General features: G+C 45.2%; 16 protein-coding genes. 5 read left to right on the plus strand and 11 right to left on the minus strand.

What is annotated here, in order from left to right; translation table 11 throughout:
• The first annotated feature begins 129 nt into the window (after nt 1–129).
• A complete protein-coding gene (locus NLG07_RS01610; RefSeq protein ID WP_254855949.1) occupies nt 130–1,065 on the plus strand; it encodes a response regulator in 936 nt (311 codons plus the stop codon).
• A gap of 45 nt (nt 1,066–1,110) precedes the next feature.
• On the opposite strand, the gene NLG07_RS01615 is transcribed toward NLG07_RS01610, so the two are convergent.
• The 3 genes from NLG07_RS01615 to NLG07_RS01625 all read right to left on the minus strand — a co-directional run bounded on the left by NLG07_RS01615 (nt 1,111) and on the right by NLG07_RS01625 (nt 6,235).
• Complete coding sequence (locus tag NLG07_RS01615) at nt 1,111–1,815, minus strand: DUF2982 domain-containing protein (RefSeq protein ID WP_254855950.1); 705 nt, start codon at nt 1,813–1,815, stop codon at nt 1,111–1,113.
• A 127-nt stretch (nt 1,816–1,942) separates the two neighbouring features.
• Nucleotides 1,943–5,080, minus strand: coding sequence for an efflux RND transporter permease subunit (locus tag NLG07_RS01620; RefSeq protein WP_254855951.1), 3,138 nt, complete (start codon nt 5,078–5,080; stop codon nt 1,943–1,945).
• Nucleotides 5,081–5,092: 12 nt separating this feature from the next.
• On the minus strand, nt 5,093–6,235 hold the full coding sequence (locus tag NLG07_RS01625) for an efflux RND transporter periplasmic adaptor subunit (protein WP_254855952.1): 1,143 nt from the start codon (nt 6,233–6,235) through the stop codon (nt 5,093–5,095).
• Nucleotides 6,236–6,366: 131 nt separating this feature from the next.
• On the opposite strand from NLG07_RS01625, the gene NLG07_RS01630 reads away from it, so the two are divergent.
• From NLG07_RS01630 to hemL, 3 genes are all read left to right on the plus strand, one after another.
• Nucleotides 6,367–6,999, plus strand: a complete 633-nt coding sequence (locus tag NLG07_RS01630) for a TetR/AcrR family transcriptional regulator (protein ID WP_254855954.1) — start codon at nt 6,367–6,369, stop codon at nt 6,997–6,999.
• A gap of 81 nt (nt 7,000–7,080) precedes the next feature.
• On the plus strand, nt 7,081–8,094 hold the full coding sequence (locus NLG07_RS01635) for an aspartate carbamoyltransferase (RefSeq protein WP_254855955.1): 1,014 nt from the start codon (nt 7,081–7,083) through the stop codon (nt 8,092–8,094).
• A 17-nt stretch (nt 8,095–8,111) separates the two neighbouring features.
• Nucleotides 8,112–9,395, plus strand: a complete 1,284-nt coding sequence (gene hemL / locus NLG07_RS01640) for a glutamate-1-semialdehyde 2,1-aminomutase (RefSeq protein WP_254855956.1) — start codon at nt 8,112–8,114, stop codon at nt 9,393–9,395.
• An 82-nt stretch (nt 9,396–9,477) separates the two neighbouring features.
• Here the strand turns inward: hemL and NLG07_RS01645 are convergent, their stop codons facing one another.
• The 7 genes from NLG07_RS01645 to glnK form a co-directional block, all read right to left on the minus strand.
• Complete coding sequence (locus tag NLG07_RS01645; protein WP_254855957.1) at nt 9,478–10,398, minus strand: Dyp-type peroxidase; 921 nt, start codon at nt 10,396–10,398, stop codon at nt 9,478–9,480.
• 5 nt (nt 10,399–10,403) lie between these two features.
• Nucleotides 10,404–12,089 (minus strand): gamma-glutamyltransferase, encoded by a 1,686-nt coding sequence (gene ggt / locus NLG07_RS01650; RefSeq protein WP_254855958.1) that lies wholly within the window; start codon nt 12,087–12,089, stop codon nt 10,404–10,406.
• A gap of 124 nt (nt 12,090–12,213) precedes the next feature.
• Nucleotides 12,214–14,265 carry a S9 family peptidase gene (locus tag NLG07_RS01655; protein ID WP_254855959.1) on the minus strand — a complete coding sequence of 684 codons (2,052 nt, stop codon included), beginning with the start codon at nt 14,263–14,265 and terminating at the stop codon, nt 12,214–12,216.
• Between the two features lie 68 nt (nt 14,266–14,333).
• Entirely contained in the window at nt 14,334–14,999 is a 666-nt protein-coding gene (locus NLG07_RS01660) for a response regulator transcription factor (RefSeq protein ID WP_254855960.1), read from the minus strand.
• Nucleotides 14,989–16,596, minus strand: a complete 1,608-nt coding sequence (locus tag NLG07_RS01665) for an ATP-binding protein (protein WP_254855961.1) — start codon at nt 16,594–16,596, stop codon at nt 14,989–14,991. The genes NLG07_RS01660 and NLG07_RS01665 overlap by 11 nt, the downstream gene beginning before the upstream one ends.
• A gap of 227 nt (nt 16,597–16,823) precedes the next feature.
• A complete protein-coding gene (locus tag NLG07_RS01670; protein WP_254855962.1) occupies nt 16,824–18,062 on the minus strand; it encodes an ammonium transporter in 1,239 nt (412 codons plus the stop codon).
• Nucleotides 18,063–18,072: 10 nt separating this feature from the next.
• On the minus strand, nt 18,073–18,411 hold the full coding sequence (gene glnK / locus NLG07_RS01675; protein WP_254855963.1) for a P-II family nitrogen regulator: 339 nt from the start codon (nt 18,409–18,411) through the stop codon (nt 18,073–18,075).
• Between the two features lie 118 nt (nt 18,412–18,529).
• On the opposite strand from glnK, the gene NLG07_RS01680 reads away from it, so the two are divergent.
• Nucleotides 18,530–19,603, plus strand: coding sequence for a hypothetical protein (locus NLG07_RS01680; protein ID WP_254855964.1), 1,074 nt, complete (start codon nt 18,530–18,532; stop codon nt 19,601–19,603).
• A 51-nt stretch (nt 19,604–19,654) separates the two neighbouring features.
• Here the strand turns inward: NLG07_RS01680 and mrcB are convergent, their stop codons facing one another.
• Entirely contained in the window at nt 19,655–21,976 is a 2,322-nt protein-coding gene (gene mrcB / locus NLG07_RS01685) for a penicillin-binding protein 1B (RefSeq protein WP_254855965.1), read from the minus strand.
• Between the last annotated feature and the right edge of the window lie 33 nt (nt 21,977–22,009).

A 22,009-nucleotide genomic window follows, 5' to 3' on the forward strand; every position in this document is an offset into this window, starting at 1 on the left:
GTACCTAAAATGGTTAGCACACGCCTTAGGATAGTTTAGGCCGAACTCTTTTGCTTATCGATCCGATACCTGAGTATCGTCACGGTATCGTTAAACTATGCCACACAGTGGGTATGTTGGTATATTCATATGAAAACCTTGCTTTGTACTCACCTAGTCGACTACACTGTGACCATATTATTGTATCAGTGTCATAGTGCCATCACTCTCACTTTAACCAAATTAAAAAGTACATTATCGGTTGAACAAAAGTTGAAACAAAACCCTATGCAGCATCGTTTGGCAAATATGTCGCAACTAAATATCTTGGCTGTTGACGATGTGCCTCTCAACCTCAAGCTTTTAAGCACCTGGCTAAAAGACACCCCAGTAAAACTGATGCTTGCCTCAAGAGGCCAGGAGGCGATAGATTTTTGTCAAAAACAAGACTTTGATCTCATCTTAATGGATATTCAGATGCCGGTCATGGATGGTATAGAAGCCACACGCCTCATTCGTCAAACCAAACTTAATATAGGTACCCCCATTGTGGCACTGACGGCACATGCTTTTAATGAAGAGCGAGATAAGTTCTTGCAATCTGGGTTTGATGACTTTATTGCCAAACCAATCAATCTGAATCATTTACTCGATATTATCGATTTGTGGTGTACACAAAAACCCGCAGACGCGGTAGAAGATGCGCATAAAACACAAGAAGTTTCTGTAATCCATGATAGTACTATTGATTGGGACCTTGCGTTGAAACGCGCCAATTACAACGCCCAGTCTGCGCAACATTTACTTTCTGAATTTAACAAACTGCTTCCTGGCATTATCAAAGAAATAAACGAACATTACACCTTATCGCGAAGTAAAGAGGTACATGCGACCGTCCACAAACTGCATGGAGCATGCTGTTATACAGGAGTACCAAAACTTCAGTCTTTGTGTGCAACAATCGAAAACTGTTACCGCAACAAAGTGACCGAAGACGTCGGAGCTCTTGTTGGTCAGCTTAACGAAGAATCGAAAAAAGTCGATACTGCGATCAGAGAGAAACTAACGGAACTGACTAGCGATTAATAGACTCCTGATTTGAATGTATTTTTTTACAATATTTGCGTACCCTTAACGTCGATTGCTGATCACGTCACTTTGACAAGCACTGAGCAACGCCACAAAGTCTTTGGGCGCTCGATCAAGTTCCGCTTCATTGATGTATATATCAAACCCCAAACGCTTCCTCAACAATGCCATTCTTTGCACAAACATAGCTTTTACCCCAGTTAACACTGTGCCATCGGAAAGTTTGACTTTGCCTTTTAACACAAGGTCTTCTCCAGCACAAAACCCCGTCGCACAACCATCATCATTGTTGTAGGCTAAAAGTGGACGTTGCTCCATTAACATATTCGTCATCAAGCGCTGTGAAACCGTGTGCAAAAATTCTGGATAGGTTTTGAGTTTGATGCCCACTAAATGCAAATCAATGAGATCAAGTCCTCGGTTTGCACGTGGTACATCTATGCGCTGCACATTATCCCAATCGATAAACCATTGACCGTAACGATGTTGATATAAGATACCCTTCTCATCGATGGTCATTGCGTAGTCAGGTTCTTTGAGCTTGTAGTACCCTATAATACTCGTAATAATGCCTAAGCAGACAATAATGAAACCAGCGATAGCCAATTCACTGGGTAAAATTTTTAAGGTAATAAACCCCGTCAATAACAACCCAACTCCAAATATACTGGTAGTTAAGCCATTAGTCTTGGATTGAGCTTTGATTAATAGCTGTTTGGGGGCAGCCACATCACTGGTAATAGACAAAGTAAACTCCCATCGCAATTAGGGCAAACAACACGAGCGCTCGTGCACGACTGCCCGCGGATTATTGGTATACCATAAGGTTTTTATGCGATGCAGCAATGAATGGTTCATTGGTTTAGAGATTTTTTTAGGCAAGTTCGGCCTCATCTGATGCTTGTTTGATTTGTTTACGCGCACGAATACGACACAATAATGCTACAACCGTTGGTGTGAAGACCAAACCTAAGATCACGGTAAATCCAACCCCACCGGCGATAACCACTGCTAGCGGGGGCCAAAACGAGCCAGTTGAAAACAATAATAGTGGTAATAACCCACCCACGGTCGTAATCGTAGTAGAGAAGATGTGACGAGTACACCCCATCGTTTCGCAGACAATTGCGTCAATGTCGCCGCGCATCGCACGAGGATTTGCCTTGATTGCAGCCATCACAACGATGGAGTCGTTAATCGCTACGCCAATCAAACCGACTGACCCAAGTAGTGGATTGAAACCCATTGGCAAACCCGACAACCACAAAGAGAGGAAACCAAATCCCACAGATAAAATGGCCACGGCTCCAATTATTCCTGCAAAACGCACACTTTTGAAGGTCAAAATCAGTGCGGTAAACATCATGACCAATAACACGGGTAAGTAAGTACCTAATTGCCCTAACGCCCTTTGCTGCTCACCAGCATCACCACCAAGCTTGATGTAATAGCCCGATGGCAGTGGATAATCAGCGAGCGCATCTTGTACTTGCTGAGCTACTGAAACGGCAGCGACACCTTGTTCAAGGAAAGCCGAAATGATATTAATTCGCTCGCCATTTTTGCGGGTAATAGAGGATACCACTGGCCGCAGTTCAAAATCTCCTAATAACGCAACTGGAAACCAAGGGTTACTGGGATCGTAAAACTGTGTCGCTAGAGGCAATGCAGCCAAACCAACCAAATCACTGCGCTGCTCATCACTTATGCGCACACGAATTGGGATTTCTTCGGTTTGCTCCACGATCGAGCCTCCTGCTTGCCCGTTTAAAGCCAGTTGCAATTGAGCTGATAAATCCGTGAGTTGGATCCCCGCTTGACTGGTCAAATCCCGAGTCGTATTGATCACCAACTCTGATTCACTGGTGGTCACCGTAGCAAATGTTTGCACAATGCCGGGGATTTGCGACATGATAAGCTGAATATCACGTCCTATTTCTTCGAGAACTGCAAGATCTTGACCATATACATCAATTTCAACTGGCGCAGGAATTGGTGGTCCTTGACCAAAGGACTTCACCACAACTTTGGCTTGAGGAAAACTCGATTGCAGATCTTGTTGTAATTTGTCTAACATGCCTCGGGCACGTTCCGCTGAATCGACTTGCACAATGGCATTGGCAAATTCAGGGGAGTTATCTCGATTCATGACAAAGTTGTAATAGACTTTGGGGGTCGACGCGCCAACTAGCCAAGTGACTTGTTCTACTCCTTCGTAAGACTGGATCACCGTATCCATTGAGAGCGCCAAGTTTCTGGTCGTTTCGATGGCCGTACCGGCAGGTAATATGGCTTCAATGGCAAACTGATCACGGTCAGCTGATGGAAAAAATACATTAGGCAAGGTCGTGGATAAACCAAACCCCATAAAGCTAAGTAAAACGACCACTGGGAGTACGATACCTGGCCGAAGAATCATTGCTCTTAGCCAATGTTCTAAGGCTAAGGCAACCGTCGGTAGTTTAAGTCCTTGGCTATACCAAGGTGCTTCGCCATCATCGATTCTTGGCAAATATCTCGCTGCAAGGGCACCAATAACTGTCATTGATATCCAAAAAGAACCAATGAGCGCCATGACCACGCTGATCGCAATCGATCCGATAAAATCCCCGACATTGCCGTTTAACAAAAATATGGGCATGAATCCCAATACCGTAGTAATGGTCGACGACAACAGAGGCACAAACAAATGTCGAGTGCTTTTAACCAACGCTTCGAGGCGAGACAATGAACGGTCAAGTAAGTTTTTGCGAATTTCATCGGTCATCACAATGGCGTTATCAATCAACAAACCAATAGAGATAATAATGCCAAAAATCGACATTTGATGAATTTCTTCGCCAAAAAAACTCAAGCTAAAAATGGCAAAACTTGCGCATAACGGCAAAGAAAGCCCGACAATCCAGGATGCTTTCAGTCCCATGAATAAAAAAATAACGGCAATCACCACTGCAAAACCCAGAATCATATTGCCTTGCAACTCAGATAAGCGATTGTCAGTATAGACGTTTTGATCAAATGTCAGTACAACATTGATAGAACCTTGGTAGCGCTCAACAAAGTAGTCCACTTGGTCTTTGACACTGGCCGTCCACTGGTCGACACGCAAGTTCGTTTGCATCCGAGCCGCGACAAAGATCACTTCTTCGCTGTCTAGCAATGCCATCTGTGACATTGGCAGTTGCCAATCTCGGGTAACTTCCGCCACATCCGCTACGCGTAAATATTCCCCATTGCCCGTGACCAGAGGAATATTGCGGATCACGTCCAAAGACGCTAACTCTTGTGCAACTTGCACACGAAGTTGTAGAGCGTCGGTATAAACCACTCCTGCTGGCAATTTAGGATCAGCACTGCGTATTGCCTGACTGACTGCTTGCCCCGTCAACCCAACCAAGGCTAATTTATCCGGGTCGATACTGACTGTAATTTGCTCTTGTGGTGCCCCGTAAATATCGACCAATTCAGTCCCCGCAATATTGCGAATCTCATCGGCTAACTCTGCAGCAAATCGCCCTGTCATCCCCAAAGACATAGTATCTGGATACGTAGCGGATACTGCATATTTTATGGTATAGGACGTCTCGTTGCGCTTTTCATCTAAGATTGGCGTCCCTGCGGTAGCTGGAAAGCGTGTTGCAGCGTCTGCTAATCGATCCCGCATTTTAGAAAAAATTTGCTGGTTATTTGTGTTATCGACCCAGTCTTGTAATTCAAAGGCAATGATTGATAACCCCGCCCGGGAGGTCGAGTCGATATCTTTTATTTCGTATAGCTCTCGTAGCTCATCTTCGATGACATCTGTAACTAATGCTTCGACTCGTTCAGCGCTTGCGCCAGGGAAAAGTGTCAAAATCTGCCCATTACGAGTATCGATACGGGGATCTTCTAAGCGCGGTAGAGTATTTATCGCAGATAGACCAGCCACTAAAACAATAATGATCGTCAGCGCCAATAAATGACCACTGCGCAAAAACATGGTGTACCATGGATAAGAATGTGTTGGCTGCATGCCCAATGCTCCTTATTGGCTTTGCGAGACTAAATTACTGCGCGTTGCGAACACTCGTTGTTGGGGCACAAAGCGATGTGTTCCGTTGAATACCAACCAATCGCCATTTGTGACAGCGCCCGTTATATAAGCACGATTACCATCGGTATAAATAACTTCAACCGCGCGCGCTTGCACCTCGGTATCCCCCAATTGCCCAACCACAAAAACGGTCCACATGCCTCTTACTCCTCGAGCAAGCGACTCAATCGGTACCCATAACCCTCGTTGTGGCAGTTCAATCTCAAGCTTAGCGGCAATCAAATCGCCAACCAACAGTGGTTGCATAGCAGGGTTGATGGCAAACAATGTATCCAGCGTCCGTGTTCTTGCATTACGCTGTGTGCCGATGCTAATTAACTGTCCGGATATCGTTTGCTCATCGACAATCAATGGATAAAATTCACCCACTTTTAAATTCGCTGCAATCTTTGGTGGTAACGGAATACGTGCGGTCAGTGACGCGTTGTTAGCCAGTTCAAAGATTGGCTGACCTGCCTCAACCACCGCTCCCGGATCGACATTACGTCTCACCACACTGGCCGCATACGTTGCGGTAATGGTGGATTTTTCTAACTCAAGTTTCACAGCATCGAGGCTGGCTTGGGTTTGGGTGACGCGTGCTTGAGCAATATTTTTGTTTTCTGCTACCTCATCAAGACGTTGCGGAGATTCAAGGCGTTTTTGCACCAAATCAATAATGCGCTTTTCGGTATTCTCGGCTAAACGCAATTGAGCTTGTGCTAGATCTAATGCGGCCGTTAATTCTTTAATTTGCGCCTCAACACGAGCCGTGTCGAGCGTTGCAATCATTTGACCTGGGACTAAGGTATCACCGTCATCTACTAACACACTTGCCACACGACCACTGCGTTCAAAACCAACCCCAGCCTGCTGCGCGGACTCGATTCTCCCCATCGCACGATAGGCTTGGGCGTAACTCTCTTGGTATTGTACCTCAATCACTGCCACATCCTGTCGCACCACGCCAGAACCTTCTTGACGGGCAAAACCATCGCCAGAAAACATCATCAATAAAACAAGCAACAATGCTCCAACAGTTATGCAGACTGTTAACGCTTTGTGATTAGGTGAAAGAGACTGTGAATCACGCATGCTATTCCAAAAAAATAATTAAAAAAGATTAACCTAATGCTAGACTTTAAATACTAGACTGTCTAGTATGATTATTAAATAAACACAAAAATTATCCGTCTTTATACAAATTTTTTGCCTTAGGAGCTCGTTTGAAACAAAGCAATAAACATGCCGCTGGCCGTCCTAAAGACATGAAAAAACGCAATTTAATATTGTGTAGCGCCAGTGAACTTTTTTTACGCCAAGGTTTTGGCCAAACTTCGATGGATGTGGTCGCCCGTGATGCTGGGGTATCCAAGCAAACAGTGTATTCTCACTTTGCTAACAAAGACGAATTATTTGAAGCGTGTATCACGCGCACCTGTCATGAATACCAACTCGATAACATTGATGCCATATCAGTCTCTCAACCTGCAGGACTTGCCGAAAAACTGCATGCAATAGCCACGCAATTTGTTGCATTAATGCATGATCCTCGAGTGATCGCTATGTATGCTGTGGTGATTGCCGAGTCCAAAAACAACCCGAGTGTGGCCGAGATTTTTTATAAAGCAGGGCCGGATCCAGCCATCTTAACGGTGTCAGAATGCTTGATGCAAGCGGATGATACGTTGCCACCAGACAAGGCGCACGAACTGGCCATTGACTTTTATAACCTTCTCAAAGGTGATTATCATTTTCGCAGTATTCTAAGTATGTCATATGCTATGACCAAAGCGGAACAACGTCATTTTGTAGACAAAACCTGCCATAAATTCATGCGTTTATTACCATCGAAATAACGCGTTTGCTATATTCTACTTTGGCGCATTTATCCCTTTTGCTATAATCCACATACTTTATTTTTTATAGTTGAATCAACCATGGCAACCGACCTGACTGGACAGCATATTTTATCAGTCACCCAATTTGACAGAGATGCAATTGAACGCGTATTTCACGTGGCAGACCTCATGCGCCCTTACGCCCTGCGTGAGAAACGCACCGAAGTTTTGCGCGGTGCTATTTTGGGTAATTTGTTCTTTGAACCCAGCACGCGAACTCGTGTCAGCTTTGGCACGGCGTTTAACTTACTCGGTGGGTCGGTACGGGAAACCACTGGCATGAGTAACTCTGCGCTGGCTAAAGGCGAGTCCTTATACGATACTGCTCGAGTACTTTCAGGATATTCGGACATCATCGCCATGCGCCATCCCGATGCGGGTTCGGTCGCAGAATTTGCCACTGGCTCACGTGTGCCAGTATTAAATGGCGGAGATGGTGCCAATGAGCACCCGACACAAGCACTTTTGGATTTGTATACCATTGCCAAAGAATGCGCAGCGCATGGCAAAGGCATCGATGGCCTGCACATCGCGATGATTGGCGATCTAAAGCATGGTCGTACCGTGCATTCACTGTCGCGTTTGTTGTGTTTATACAAAAATATTCGTTTTACCCTCATCTCACCTAACGAATTGGGCATGCCTCAGTATATTTTGGATGACATCGTCAATCACGGTCATGAGTTAGTCATCACCGAACAGCTAGAGGGCAGTGTGAATGCCGATATTTGTTATCAAACTCGTGTGCAAGAAGAACGTTTTGCTTCTCAGGATGACGCCAACAAATATCGCGGTAAATTCCGTCTTGACCAAGCCATTTATACCAAACACTTCCAGTCTAATACCGTGATCATGCACCCTTTACCTCGCGACTCACGGATGGAAGCCAATGAACTAGATAATGATCTCAACAGCCACCCCAACTTGGCTATTTTCCGACAAACCGATAACGGGGTACTCGTGAGGATGGCACTTTTTGCCTTGACGCTCGGGGTCGCTGATCAGGTCCAGGAACACGAAAAACCAGTTGTCTGGTTTCGCAACAAAAGCTAACAAGGTTGTTTTATAATATGACAATTTCAGAAGAATTATTTGCCCGAGCGCAAAAAACCATTCCCGGTGGCGTTAACTCCCCAGTGCGAGCATTCAAGGCAGTTGGCGGGACGCCTCGTTTCATCACTAAAGCCGATGGACCTTATATTTGGGATGCCGATGGCAAACGTTACATCGATTATATTCAATCTTGGGGACCGATGGTATTAGGTCATAATAACCCAACCATCCGAGAGGCGGTGATTACTGCAGCGCAAAATGGCTTGAGTTTTGGTGCGCCGACAGAAGCAGAAATCCACATGGCAGAAAAAGTCGCTTCCATGGTGCCATCAATGGAAATGGTTCGAATGGTGAACTCGGGTACCGAAGCAACCATGTCTGCCATTCGTCTTGCACGCGGTTATACGTCACGCAACAAAATCCTCAAATTCGAAGGCTGTTACCACGGTCATGCTGATTCACTGTTAGTAAAAGCTGGTTCCGGTGCATTGACCCTAGGGGTGCCTTCATCGCCAGGCGTGCCAGATGATTTTGCTAAGCACACCATTACGGTTGAATTTAATAACCTCGATAGCGTTGCGCAAGCCTTTGCTGAAGAGCCTAATGATATTGCCTGCATCATCGTTGAGCCAGTCGCTGGCAACATGAATTGTATTCCACCGGTTGAGGGATTTTTGGAAGGCTTGCGTGACATTTGTGACCAATATGGTGCAGTATTGATTTTTGACGAAGTCATGACGGGCTTTCGCGTCTCGCGCGGTGGCGCGCAAGAGCGCTTCGGCGTAAAACCTGATTTGACCTGTTTAGGCAAAGTCATTGGTGGCGGTATGCCAGTAGGCTGTTTCGGCGGTCGCCGTGACATCATTACGCATATTGCGCCAACCGGACCTATCTATCAAGCAGGTACGTTATCGGGAAATCCGGTGGCCATGGCGGCAGGTCTTGCTGCAATGAACCAACTTGAAGATCGCGATTTGTATACTAATATTTTTAGTAATACTGAAAAACTTGCCAAAGGGTTGACCGAGTTAGCTCATTCACATGGGATCCCTATGACCTACAACGTCGCAGGATCCATGTTTGGCATCTTCTTTACTGATGCCGAAAAAGTCGTGAACTATCAACAGGCGATTAGCTGTGATAACGACCGTTTTAAGGCGTTTTACCATGGGATGTTGGATGAAGGTGTGTATTTGGCACCGGCTATTTTTGAGGCGGGCTTTGTGTCAAAAGCGCACGATGAAACTATCATCAACGACACGTTAGAGGCCGCAGATAGAGTTTTTGCTCGCATCAAGTAACGATAACAAGACGCTTTATAGGCTGCTAAGGGAATTATGCATGCGTTCAATGCGACCTGATCATTTACACTCGCGGAAATGATCAGGTCGCATTGGCGAGAATAAAATCAATACTGGGTGCAAAAAAAGCGCCCCCCATTTCTGCATTGGTGTAATCCAACCACGCATCATAATCACCATCTCCCGCACCATAATACATACTGTGTAACATGGCTTTGAATGGTCTTGGTGAATGACAGCAAGACACAAAATACTCGCCCTGTACTTGCATGTTGGCATACGGCATAGAGTGTCTAAGCTGCCTTGCGTGGGCTTCTACGCCTGGTAAATCCGTTAGACGGGTTCGCGTATAATGAGAACTCAGATTGGCCTCGTGTGTGGGTAAGTTGTGTTCTTTTTGCCGCCCCATGATCTGTTCTTGACGTTTCTCTGAGAGTAATTGCCAACGCTGTAAATCGTGGCGAAAACGCTGCACATGCACATAGCTCCCTCCGGCAAAATAAGGATCATAATCCCCAACAACACCGACTTCGCGACGCTCTGGTCCGCGTGGATTATCATCTGCCAGAATAAATCCGTTTAGGTCGCGCCCATCCAAGTATCTAAATGCGCGGGTATCTTCGATTAGCTCTACATGGATGCTCAAGAGCTGGTGTACCTCAACCGCAATGGCATGCACGATATCAAGTCGGTCGGCTCGGATTTGTATGAACAAATCATATGCTTGTGAGGGCGCACTGCGGTCCGCAACTTCAATGTCAGGAAATGGCGTGAGTTCTTTGGGCTGTGTGCCAGGGTATAGTTCTGACCAATATTGAACCCCGACAGCAATGACACCAGACACCATCGCTTCGTAGTGTTCATCATCAAAATAATCAAATACCTCAAGCACACGAGCAAGCTTAGCCCGCATGGCTTGCGCATCATCATCTAGGATGTTGTACATCAAAAACTGTGCGTGCAAATTTGGCTCTGCACAAATGCCTTTTTGAGGTTGGCCCATGTCTGTTAGTAACCGGCGGCGTGACCGTCTTTGCGAGTCTCAGATGCCCCATAGTACACTTTATTTTCGCTGTCATACATAATGGCTTGATAACCGCCGTATGCACCAACAATATCTCGTATGACATGGCCCCTTTTCATAAATTCTCGACGCGTTTCGGCGCTGATGTGAGATTCAAGTGAGACATAGCCGCCATCGGTCATTTTATCACCAGTGACTGTGGAAGAGCCTGAGTGCAGGATTCGCGGTGCATCGCCTGCTTCTTGAATATTCATACCAAAATCCACAATGTTCATCACCACTTGTGCGTGCATTTGCGGCTGGGCGCCACCGCCCATAACGCCAAAGCTCATGTATGGCTTACCGTCTTTGGTAATGAATGCAGGAATAATGGTGGTAAATGGACGTTTTCCTGGCTCAAATGCATTGAAATGATCAGGGTTGAGGTCAAACATTTCGCCGCGATTTTGCAACACAAACCCCAAGCCCGGCGGGGTCATGCCTGAGCCCATGCCGCGGTAGTTACTTTGGATCAACGACACCATATTGCCGTCTTTATCCGCTACCGTCATATAAATCGTATCGCCCTCATTAAGCCCCGCATCCACGCGTTTGGCGGCTTTATTTGGATTAATCAGCGCTTGTCTTTCAGCGGCGTAAGCTTTTGAAATCAGTTGTTCAACGGGGATATCGTTAAATTCTGGATCGGCGTACCACTTGGCACGGTCAGCAAACGCGAGTTTTTTGGCTTCAACAAAGGTATGCACATATTCTGGCGAACCAAACCCCATGCTCGCCACATCATAGCGTTCCATGATATTGAGGATTTGCAGTGCGGCAATACCTTGGCCATTGGGAGGTAATTCCCACACATCATAACCACGATAGTTTGAGGAGACGGGCTCGATCCAGTTCCCCCTGTGCTGGGCGAGGTCTTCATAAGTCAAAAATCCGCCTTGCTCTTTCATGTATGCTGCGATGGTGCGTGCGATATCGCCTTTATAAAAGGCATCACGCCCACCTGTGGCAATTTTTTCATAGGTGCTGGCAAGAAACGGGTTTTTAAATATCTCGCCTTTTTTCGGCATCTCGCCATCTGGCATATAGGTTTCTTTAAAGCCCTCGTAACTGCCAATGCGTGCCACTGAGCGGTCCAAGTAATATGCGATAAGCTCAGATACTGGAAAGCCTTTTCGCGCGTATTCGATAGAGGGTTCTAAGATTTGGGTCATCGGTTTTGAGCCAAACTTCTCATGCAGCATAAACCAGCCATCCACCGTACCTGGGACAGAGACCGGTAAAGGACCGAATTTGGGGATTTTATTAAACCCGTTTTCAACAAAGTATTCGCGGGTCAGAGACATCGGAGAGCGACCTGAGGCATTGAGTCCATGTAACCGTTGGCTCTTGGCATCCCAGACAATCGCAAACAAATCCCCACCAATGCCACAGCCAGTAGGTTCAACAAGGCCCAGCATAGCGTTGGCCGCGATGGCGGCATCAATGGCATTGCCACCACTTTTAAGAATATCCAGTGCGACTTGAGTGGCAAGAGGCTGACTAGTCGCGGCCATCCCGTGTTGCGCGATGACTTCAGAGCGCGAGGCAAAGGGCTTGCCGGTGACTCGGTCGTAGGCGTGGGCTGTAGTGACGTTTATTAGCAGAACTAAGCTGATTAAGTGTTTCATCATGGGATGTTGGTTTTGTTATTGATGATGAATTAACTTTATCGGATTTTTGGTGGATTGGCCAATTTTTAACACCACCAAAGTATACACATCGAGTGTATACCTAGGGGATGGTGATTGTAAGAACTCAATTTCGATACTTATCAAACCAACCAATAATATTTTCTATCTTCCCTACCATCCGCGACGGCCTAGACGCAATTCCATGCGACGCACCGGGTACCTTGACCAGCACAGTCTCCACTTTGCGTAATTTCAGGGCTTGATAGAACTGCTCGGTTTCTGACATTGGCGTACGCTTGTCATTCACACCTGTTATTAATAGCGTCGGTGTTGTGACGTTGCCCACCAACGACAGCGGAGAACGTTGCCAATAGTGTTCGACTTCTTCCCAAGGCATGCCGGGAAACTGATGCGGAATTTGATAGAGCCCACTATCGGCCGTTAGAACCTTTGATAGCCAGTTGATTACCGGTTTCGCAACGACAGCCGCTTTAAAGCGATCAGTTAAGCCAATGGCGTATGCGGTGGCAATGCCTCCGGCTGAACCTCCGGTGATAAATAGCTGATCTGGATCGACCAAGCCCTTATCAATTAAGGCATCAACACCTGACATATGATCGGCAAAATCATATTTTGAGGAATATTTGTTTTGCAGTAACAGCGCAAAGCGTTCGCCGTAACCCGTACTGCCTCGATGATTGTTATAAAATACAATATAACCTTCTGCTGCCATACGTTGTAGCTCTGCCGTAAACACCGGACCATAAGCCAAATGTGGGCCACCGTGGATTTCAATGATCATCGGGTATTTTTTGGTAGGGTCATAGTCTGGCGGTAAGATATACCAACCTTGAATTTCCTCGCCGTCTATGGACGATGTATAGGTAATTTCTTTGACTTCGCCAAAGGTTTTATGCCCGAAGATATCTTCATTCAGCGCCGTTAGCTGCTTTTCTGCACCGTCTTTTTTGACGAACAAATCCGCAGGTCGGTCAGTGCGTCCACGAGTGAACGCCACCGTATCCCCCACAGCATAAAACGTCCCACTGGTGTAAGGGCGCCCGAGAGACACCCCGCCCATCCCTTGCAGTACAGCCGAATGCTCCCCATCCAGCGTCACATAATCGACTTGCGTAACGCCACGACGCATTTGCTGATAATACAATCCCTCATTGCCGCGCCAGTGATAATTGCTCACGATGTTATCCACATCGGCACTCAACTTGCGGTCATTTGAGCCATCAATATTCATCACATGTAGATAGGTATTGCGATAGGCGAGTTTTTTGTTATCGCGCTTGCCATACGCAATCATCTCACCATTTGGCGAGACATTTGGGGCAAATTCGCGACCCGGTGCGGAGGTTATTTGGGTGATTTGACCGTCCATAGACACCGCATAAATATCGGATTCTGCTGGTTCATATTCCCAATTATCTGAACGATTGGCGGAGAAAAAAATCTGCTCACCGTCCGCAGCAAAACTCAAACTTCCACGGTGATGATAATTGCCCGAAGTGAGCTGGCGAGCGGTCCCACCCTCTGCTGGCACGATAAAGATATGGGTGTAAGCCGGGTCTAACACGCCTCTGCCATCGGCTTGATACCGTGCTTTATCAATATATTGAAATGGCTGCGCCCACTTTGCGCCTTTGGGCTTGGCTGGCATTTTGATCCCGAACGGACGTTCGTTAGAGTCAACACTCATGGTAAATGCGAGCTGATTGCCATCTGGGGACCATGTCAGTGAGCTCGGTGAAGAGGCTAGATTACTGACAAGCGCAGTTCGACCACTGACCATATAACGCACATAAATCTGTGGTTTGCCATCTTGTGTAGAGATATAGGCAAGGCGATCACCTGATGGAGACCAACGCGGCGAGTAATAGTTACGTGTTGATGATAACAATGGCTCATGTGACTGACCTGCGACATCAGCAATCCAAATGCTTGAACGCGTGCTGTCCGTCATGATGTCATTAGAGCGACGGACATAGACGATGTGTCTTTGGTCTGGCGAAACCTGAGGAGATGTCGCAACTTCTAAATGAAAAATATCTTCGGCAGTAAACTTATGAATTGCACTTTGTTCTATAGCAAAAGTGGGTGAAGCGCTAAGTGATGTTACAGACAGTAAAAAGAATGTTGCACAGAGGCGAATATATCGAGAAGGCATGACCTAAGTCCTTATAATTCAGCTTTATGCCAATATTCACATGTCAAATGGAGTTTCTCAAGTTTTGGTTAAGATTTTTTTATAATGTCCTCGGAACTAAGTATGCCGTGTTTCAGTACGTATTGTGTTATATCAAAACTTGAATGAAAGCCGAATTTTTTGTAAAGGTTCAACCTGTGCGAATGCACGGTCTTAACTGATATATCCATGTCAATTGCAATTTTTTTAACGTGTTCACCTTTTGCCACTCTTAAAAAAACCTCTTTTTCTTTCGGGAATAAATTTTCATATATTTCAAGCTGCTCACTAGCTAAGTCAATCTTTCTGCTAATATCATCTGAAAAATACTGTTTGCCAAAAACGACATCTTCAATAGCATTTATGATGTTTTCTGAAGCTTCTCTTTTGTGAACAAAACCATCTACATTCATAAGCTTAGCTTCTTTCAAATATATCGTGTTTTCGTGCATACTAATGACAATTACCTTACACTTAAACCCCATCGACTTAACATGCTTTATCAACTCATACCCATTCTGTTCATTCGGTTGAAGGGATATATCTGTAATTAATACGTCGGTATTACACAAGACTTCGGCTTCTAGGACGTCTTCTACAGAACTAAACTGGTGAATTTTTAGCGGATTCAAACCTTTTTGAATAATATTTGCAAAGGCCTCCCTGACCATACAATGATCATCAACAATTGTTATTGACAATTTACTAAAGTCCATCTTTCAAATCTCCACTTGTTGTCAAAGGTATTCTTATCGATATTGCAAATCCATCAGTATTAGTAATGATGCAAATGCCTCCGAGGGTTGTCACACGCTCATTGATAATTTTTAAGCCAAACCCGCCTGAAGTGCCTATACTATCTTCTTGCGCGTTACCATTATCTTTGATATTTAGATGTAATATTTCGTTGGTTTGTATCAACTCAATTTCAAACTTGTTTCCAGAGGAATGTTTGATCGCGTTATTTACAGCCTCTTGGCATATTCTAAAAATCGCAGTCTGCATAAAACTGTTTAGCTCAACAGTCATATTGACCTTGGGTTTATATGAAATGTCACTTAGTTCTAATTTTTGAGCAAAATAATCGCCTTTGAGCGTTTCGATTAAACCAAAATTATCAAGAACACTTGGCCTTAACCAATGCATCAACTCATATATACTTGAATAGGTTAGGTTCAACTGCTCTTTGATTTTATCAATGTGCTTATCTTGATTATCATGTTTTTCCAGCATGTAAACAGAAGACTTAAGGACAATGATATTCTGACCAATTTCGTCGTGTAACTCACGTGATAAATACTGCCTTTCTTGTTCCTGAACAGACAATATTTGTTCACTCAACTTGGTTAATTGTGAGGTCATCTGTTCTAAGTTTTTATTTTTATCCTCTAATGTTTTTTTCGCCTTAAGCATCCCGTATGTCATACGACGATGTTCTTGTAGTACCGCAAACGTAAAAAAACCCAGCAATAAATAACTCAGAATAAAGGGTAAATAAATCTGTAATAATTCACTAGTGGCATTCGCCAGATAGATGAACAAAGCGGTAACCAGTAATAAAGAATAACTTAATGCCGCAATCGGCCCAAATCGTGATGCGATCAAGAAAAACGGTATGATTATGGCGATTCTTATGAGGTACTCTAACTCAGGAGATATGTAGACAAGAACCGCACAGGTGAAAAAAATGACACCTATGGTTCCCTGGAGTCTGATTGTGGCTTTTTGAGTGATTCGATATTTATTCTCAGTGCACCATTTTATAACAAAGAGTATGAGCAGTGCATAAAACCCGACAATATACCCAGAGATTTGAATCGCGACCAAGAATTCAACATATCTATCAACGGGAATAAAGGAAAAGAACCCACTTTTAAAATAAGCCGGTCCGGCCAAGTACACTAGGCGATAAACCATAGATAAAAACGTTATCCAAAATACCCCTCTGACAGTGAACCAATCATCCACCAATTTAAGATAGAACGCATAAATTATGGCGCCAGTAGAGAGTTCCATAGAATAATAGAATAGGAAGGTTTTGACGGTATCAATTGAAATACCTGCGTCATTTGCGATATTGACGTGGTAATATGCATCCGAACCTATAATGCTGCAAAATAAGAAAACAGCCCACATTCTAAATGGTAAAACGAATAGCGTAGCGACTCTAAGAGCGTGTGGGAAATAAAAATTGACCAAGCCCTGATGGATTTCAAAGTATCCACTTAACCAAATAGCAACATAACCCGAAATAAACGCAAATATCCCCACATAACAATAATGTATGTTTTGACGTTCATCAAACAGACGCATCGCGATTCCTAGGACTGCACTTCCTTTATTGCATATTACCCAAATTAAATTATTTTTACATTAGGAGTTATTCTTAAATTATTTAACGAAAAAGCCCCTCAAAAAGAGGGGCAAGGACACACTTAGACCAAACTGGTTTGCTCATCCATGAGCTCGGGTTCCATTACAATGTTATGTTTCCTTGTTATCCCGTTCCTTCTTATTACTATGAAAACGATTGTTGGTAATTACTTTGATGTAGTGAAGTCTGGGTAAGCTTCCAAGCCACACTCAGCCACATCAACACCTTCGTATTCTTCTTCTTCGCTCACACGGATACCCATAGTGTATTTGAGAGCGAACCATACCGCCAAGCTGGTTGCAAAGACCCAACCAAAGATGGTTAATGCACCGACGATTTGACCAAGGAACGTCACTTCGCCGTTAGTGAATGGAACTAGTAATAGACCAAGAAGACCCACGACTCCGTGCACAGAGATTGCACCCACTGGATCATCGATTTTTAACTTATCAAGCGTGATGATTGAGAATACCACTAACACACCACCAATGGCACCAAATAAGGTAGCAAGAGCAGGTGTCGGTGTAGAAGGCTCTGCGGTAATCGCAACAAGGCCTGCCAACGCACCATTAAGCGCCATGGTTAAGTCTGCTTTACCAAATAAGATTCGAGCGACCAGTAACGCTGCCACAGCACCACCGGCAGCTGCCATGTTGGTGTTCATGAAGACCACTGCAACGGCATTAGCACTTTCAACTGTCGCGGTAGCCAAAACAGAACCACCGTTAAAGCCAAACCAACCCATCCACAAGATGAAGGTACCTAATGTCGCAAGAGGCAAGTTACAACCTGGGATTGCGTTGACTTTACCGTCTTTGGTGTATTTGCCTTTACGAGCACCAAGCACTAACACGCCTGCTAGAGCTGCTGCAGCACCAGCCATGTGTACAATACCTGAGCCTGCAAAGTCTGAGAAACCCAATTCGCCAAGGTTATACATGCCAAATACATCAGCGCCGTTCCACGTCCATGAACCTTCCATAGGATAAATAAATCCTGTCATGACCACGGTAAACGCTAAGAAGGCCCAGAGCTTCATACGCTCAGCAACCGCACCAGACACGATAGACATGGCAGTTGCCACGAATACGACCTGGAAGAAGAAGTCCGCAGATGGTGCATAAGTAGCAGGATCTTCTAACACGCCCGTTGCGCCATCGCCGACGATGCCGTCTAATAAGATGCCCGCGCTGCCATACATAATGTAGTAACCGCAAATCATATACATGATACAAGCGATCGCGTATAGCGAGATGTTTTTGGTGAGGATTTCAGTGGTGTTTTTGGCGCGTACAAGACCCGCTTCTAACATCGCAAAGCCTGCCGCCATCCACATGACGAATGCACCGCAGATCAAAAAATAGAACGTATCTAAGGCATAGCCTAATTCAAATGTTACTTCCATGACTATCTCCTTATAAAGCGTCGTCGTTTTCTTCGCCAGTACGGATCCGCACCGCTTGTTCTAAATCGTAGACAAAGATTTTACCGTCGCCGATTTTGCCTGTCTTAGCCGCATCAGCAATGGCTTCCACCAAGCGTTCTACTTGGTCGTCTTTGATCGCAATTTCGAGTTTTACTTTTGGTAAAAAATCCACTTGGTATTCGGCGCCACGATATAATTCGGTATGACCTTTTTGACGACCGAATCCTTTTACTTCGGTGACGGTCAAACCGTCAATGCCGATCTCTGAGATGGCTTCGCGTACATCATCAAGCTTAAATGGCTTAACGATAGCAGTTACGAGTTTCATGTAGTTCTCCTGAATCAATATTATTTATCATAGTTAGTATTCCAACATTTGTGCCAACTTTAAAAAACATTATATTTCAGTGGCTTAACTTTATTTTCACATGGAATGCATGGTATTTATGCACCATATTTTTTCAATGAATTTTGATTTGCACTTTTTTGGTGCTCGATTTTGGTGCGTTCGCAATGACAACCAAACGTGGCGATTAATAAGTCACATTGAACCTTTTGCCTTTTCGTGTTTCTATACACGCATGCGCCAAGAACTTGCTGATTTTTCTATAATAAACACTGATATATTGCCCGAACCATCTGGCCATAATGCTTCACGTATGCTCTTGAAACCCAAGGTATCATCAGTGGGCTGGTTCGTGTTGGGTTCGCTTGTCACTCATCTCATTATCATGGCTGGGTTTGCACAACAACACTGGTCTGTCCCTGTCGATGTAAGGGGTGACCAACCTCGTATACAAGCACAACTGGTCGAAATCCCTTTACCTCCAAAGGTCTCCACCGAGCTCCCCAAAAAAAACGTCAATCCCGTGACATCCAAACCAATACCCGAACCAGTTATCGAGCCTGCGGTCAACAAAGCCATTGAACCCGAAATGGGTCAACCACAGGAAACGCTTGTCCCGCCACCTTCACCAACTTCACCAGAATCATTACCTGCAGAAACGTTCAGTACCGCTATGACGCCCTATCCAGTAGTTGACGTACCGAAACTTGATTTTCGTACCCAAACACCCATCGTCCTGCAAGAATCGTTCAAAACGAATACTTTGTTATCTAGTACCTCAATATTGCCTAAAGCGACCCGTGACTACTTGCAAAATAATCAAGCATCTGAATTTGCTGAGCTCAGCTTTAATGCATCCGGGCAGTATCAAATTGATTTGATATCACCTGAATTATTCAAAGCGCCAGAGCCTCTGACCAAAGAAGCGCTTGCGATGAAAATCATTATGCAAAGTAAAATCGATATTGATTGCGCCAGTGCACTCAACCAAGCTTTGGTCATGAATAGCGCGTTCACGGTAGGAGCTTTATTATGTGAGGACAAAGGGGATGTGAATTCTTTTATCGAACAGCGTCTTGCTGAAAAACGCCCTCAACCGCCGGTTATTGGCAGTGCGAAATTAAAAGCGTTAGCGGCATCAGCTCCCACATCGCCCAAACAAACGCCAGGGTAGCTCACGATGAGTTGTCTACATCCAACGATTTCGGAGCAGTTTGACATCGACCTACCCACCAAATAACCGCTCCCACAAGGATTTGCGTTTTGGCTTAGTGGGCGCTTTTGGTTGGGCTTTGCGTTCACTGCGCCCTGAACAGCCTTCAACCACATCCGATAGACCAGAAGATACCGCAGGCAAAGAGAGATTATCACGGCATCCACCGGTGCGTTGCGTGCCGGTTTCTGGATTAAAATGGGCTATTTCTAACCCTGGTGGGAAACGTCTCGATAAGGATTTGGGCGTCATCGTACGTTGCCAATCAATATACACGCGTAACGCGCCACTGCTACCAGACAAGCCAGTTTGCGCATTACTGTCTGAGCCCATCCAAATACTGGCAACTAAATTACGATCAAACCCCGCAAACCAACTGTCGCGATAATCATTAGTGGTGCCTGTTTTGCCAGCCATATTAATGTTTGGAAATATTTTCCCCAAGGCACGAGCGGTACCGTCTCGAGTGACCTTATGCAGCCCGTAATTAAGCACATAAGCAACATCTGAAGGAATGCGTTGCTCACCATATTCTGACCGGCGCCAGAGAAGCTGCTGCTGCGCATCCAGAATGCCTGTCACAGTATGTAAGGGCTTCAACACGCCATCATTGGCGATGGTTTGATACATCTGATTGACCTGATAAGGCGTGAGATTAACTGCCCCCAAGGTAATTGCTGGCAACTCAGGGATCGGCTCATCTACCCCTAAGTTTTGCAAACTTTGCACCACAACATCCAGCCCCATGTCTAAGGCGAGGTTCACTGCAGGCAAGTTATACGATTGCGTTAATGAGTCGAGCATATTGACTGCGCCGCGATATTCTTTATCTGCATTTTGCGGTTGCCACACTTGGCCATCGTCTAAAGTCACTGTCACTGGTTCATCGCGCAATATTGTTGCCAAGCGATAAGTATCAGCTTGTTCCAACGCAGCGACATAGATGGCGGGCTTGACCAAACTGCCGATAGAGCGTTCCATATCCAGGGCACGATTAAAGCCGTCATTGGTGACATCGCGATCCCCAACAATCACGCGTATGCCACCGGTTGCACTATCACTGACCACCATTGCTGCTTGCAAATCGTCAATCTTGCGTGCATTGGCAACTTGTGTGACGCGCTCTGCTAATGCCTGCTCAGCTCGTCTTTGCGCATTGATATCTAACGTAGTAAAAACGCGAATGCCAGAGTCTCGTAACGATGGGTCCGCCAAGATAGTGGTTAATTCTCGTCTGAGTTTGGCCATAAAAGACGGATGCTTGCCACTGGCGAGACTCGCACCGGAAGCAATATTGAGAGGGCTCTCAATCGCATTGAGATAAGTCGGTTTATCGATGACATCTTGCTCAAATAAAATTTTGAGTACTAAATCACGGCGTTCCAGTGCACGTTCTGGATAGCGGCGAGGATTGTAGTACGAAGGGCCTTTGAGAATGCCAACTAAGGTTGCAATTTCAGGTAAGTTTAATTCATTTAACGGCCTATCAAAATAAAAATGCGAGCCTAAGCCAAAGCCATGTACCGCTTTTCCGCCATTTTGCCCGACAAACACCTCATTGAGGTAGGCCAGTAATATCTCATCTTTATCGTAACGCGCATCAATCACGATGGACATTAGGGCTTCTTTGATTTTGCGAGTATAGGACTGTTCACGAGTCAGGTAGAGATTTTTGATCAGTTGTTGCGTGAGGGTCGAACCGCCCTGAACTTTTCGCCCCGCTGCAATATTAGCGAATAACGCACGAGCTATCGCGATGGGATTGACCCCAAAGTGCGAATAAAAATTGCGATCTTCCACCATCACCAAGGTATCCACCAGATAAGGTGGTAAATCGTCTTGCCGCAATAACATACGATCTTCGCGATTACCCGACAAAAGTCGAGTCACTAGCCAGGGTTCTAAACGAGTTAATTCCACTGCCTCGGATTCACCCGTCATGGCATCAGTGAGCAATAACCGGGCGATGCGACCAGCGCGCCATGATATATCAAGTTGCGTCGCTGGAACGGCGCCATCCAAAAAGTGAAATGCGCGTCGTTGAACGGTTAGCGAACTTTTTGACAGTGAATACTCGCCAACCTTTGAAGCATTATTTTGCTTACGGTATCCAAGCAATTCTAATTCATCAATCACTTCTTGAGGCGTGATTTCTTGGTTGAGAGAAAGCGTCAATGGTCGGGCATAGACCTGCACCGGCACTTGCCACTTATAGCCCGAAAAATGCGGCCGCAACTGCGCATCAAGATAAAACAAATACGCCAAAAGTAATGTGAAGCCGACTAGAGCGAACTTCCACCAATACTGTTTACACCACTGCCAAAATGCTTGCATTAAAAACGTCTTACCTTAAGATAATTGCATCAT

It is taken from the genome of Alteromonas sp. LMIT006 (assembly GCF_024300645.1).
GTDB classification, from domain to species: Bacteria; Pseudomonadota; Gammaproteobacteria; order Enterobacterales; family Alteromonadaceae; genus Opacimonas; species Opacimonas immobilis.